General features: G+C 40.0%; 3 protein-coding genes. All 3 read right to left on the reverse strand.

What is annotated here, in order from left to right; genetic code table 11:
• The coding region (locus GX654_09030) for a discoidin domain-containing protein (protein NLD37000.1) at window positions 1–910 on the reverse strand (910 nt) is incomplete at its 3' end.
• A gap of 467 nt (window positions 911–1,377) precedes the next feature.
• A complete protein-coding gene (locus GX654_09035) occupies window positions 1,378–1,695 on the reverse strand; it encodes a divalent-cation tolerance protein CutA (GenBank protein NLD37001.1) in 318 nt (105 codons plus the stop codon).
• Window positions 1,696–1,697: 2 nt separating this feature from the next.
• Complete coding sequence (locus GX654_09040; protein ID NLD37002.1) at window positions 1,698–2,267, reverse strand: nuclear transport factor 2 family protein; 570 nt, start codon at window positions 2,265–2,267, stop codon at window positions 1,698–1,700.
• Between the last annotated feature and the right edge of the window lie 144 nt (window positions 2,268–2,411).

The raw sequence follows: 2,411 nt of genomic DNA on the forward strand, positions 1-2,411 counted from the left end.
CATTTATATTCTCCTGTAACTGATAACTACTTGCTCCTGTTACTGTATTCCAGCTTATTGTATATGAACCGGTATAATTTGGGGAAGCGGCTCCTGCAGGAGTTGGTGGCAAAGGGGCTACAAGCACAGTAATGGTCGCGCTATAGGCTGATGATCCTACTGAATTAGTTGCCTTTAATCTATAATTCCAGGTTCCAGGGCTCCTGCCTGTTAAACTTGTAGATGTTCCACTACTATTATATACAGTGCTCCAGCTCCCACCATTATAGTTCTCTTCCAGTTGATAACTTGTTGCATCAGGATCAGCCCCCCAACTAATAGCATATGTACCATCAGCGTCAGTAGCAGGTCCTGCAAGGGTAGGAGTAGCCGGAGGAGATTGAGCCCATAACTCCAGCTCTGAAACACTCATCATATATATAGGAACCTGAACAAGAATTTGATAAGGAGGATAAGGAACTTGCATTGGAAGTTGCATATAACCAGTTAAAACACTGGATCCAGTGATTCTATAATATGTATAAGCAGTTGTATTGCTAATAGTTATCTCCTGCCCTAACTGTGAAGAGGTATGTAATACTGTCCATGAGCTACCATTATTGCTACCCTGTAGGCTCCATCCGCTAATTGAACCGGATGCAACTTTATATTTAGTAACAATTTTTGGAGACGAAACCTGATACCGAATGTTTTGATCGACAGAGTTATTATAATTTACACTTGAAGTCCAGGCTGTGTTTGTATTGGAGTCAAAGGCTAAAGCCGGAGATGTTGAACTGGAACTGGCAGTTGCTGTACCTCCTGTTAACTTTGTATAGGTTAGTGCAAATGCGGTTTGATCTGTTCCAATAATAAAAAGCAATGGAATAACAAACATGAGAATTAAGGGTAACAAAATACTTTTCTTCATTATTCTCCTCCGACTTAGAAACTGCCATCAATTTGGTTTTTTAAAACATTTTATCGTAACCATATGCGATAATTATCTACTGAAAAAAATCTAAAAACAGCAAAACACAAAAGACAATAAACTGGGTAAGAAAAGACTCTAAGACACTTAGCAATACCCTGTAATGCCGGGTAGTAAGCTGTAATTCTTATTTAATATGTGTAATTAAAACAGGTATACTTAAAATGTGTGCTGCTTGATCAATTAAGTATTGAATAACTGTATACCTATGTAAAAATTAAAATTCAAGATATTTTTGTAAATTTTCAAGATTCAATTTGAATATTATATAAATCATAAATAATCTACTGTATTTTTAGCATGTTAACAGGGCAGGCATTGAATACTTTTTAAAGGGGTGTATCCTGCCCATCATAAATGGTGCAGAACCTGTACTCGAAGGGATAACCCCTTAAATTTAATGTTCCTCAGCTCAATTCCTTGCTAATCCAGTTGAGATAATCCCTGTTACCCTCAAGTACCGGCATGGCGAGTATTTCCGGGACACCATAGGGGTGAAGCCTTTTTATCTCTGCCTCAAGCTTTTCAAAAAGCGCTCTTTTTGTCTTCATGACAATGCGCCAGTCCTCACCCTTGAGTATCTTCCCGTTCCACATGTACATGCTCTTTACCGGGCCTGTAATCTGTACAATGGCAGCAAGCCTTTTTTCAATAACGCTTTCTCCGATCTTTTCAGCGGCCTCAAGGTTAACTACTGACGAAAACACCTGTATATATTCAGTCAAAATTATTTATCTCCTTTTGATATTTTGTCATCCACTGGGATATCCGCATGTACGACCCTTCGCAGGAATTTCCAGCACCCCTTTTCTCTTATCATGGTATCTTCATAATGGCCGATGAAATAGGGTTGCGGACGATCCGATTCCCCGGTAACCACAAATATCCATTTGGTTACTGCGCTCGCCCTGTCGTCATTTACCTTAATCGTTTCATTTGTAAAGAGGTGCACTGACTGGCTAATGGCTTCACCTTTACCGATTGTGCTTTCCATCAGCTCACAGATTGCATTTGATCCCTTTGCGCTGCCAAACCCGCCGATCCATTCCCCTTCTGTTTCTGCAAAAAGTTCAGAAAAGGATTTAAAATCTCTCTTATCCAGAAAACGCCCGTAATCCATTAATAGACATCTTATCTCTTCCCTGTCCTCCAGCCTTTTTAAGCGGGCCTCAATGGATGCCGTTTCAGATGAGTCAGGACCTTTTTCTGCCCATACCTGTAATGGATATATTACTGTTACCAAGATAGAGGCAATCACGAGTAATAATAAAAATGATTCCGGACTGGCGTTATGCATTTTCGTATCTCCATTGTTAACCCGGAAACCACAGGTCTCCGGGTTAACCTAATCTATTTCATCAGTTTTTCTATATGCTCCTTTACTGCCTCTGCCCAGATCTCATACCCCTTTGTTGTGGGGTGAAGGGCATCACTCATGATA

The sequence above is a fragment of the Desulfatiglans sp. genome, from assembly GCA_012513605.1.
Classification (GTDB): Bacteria; Desulfobacterota; DSM-4660; order Desulfatiglandales; family HGW-15; genus JAAZBV01.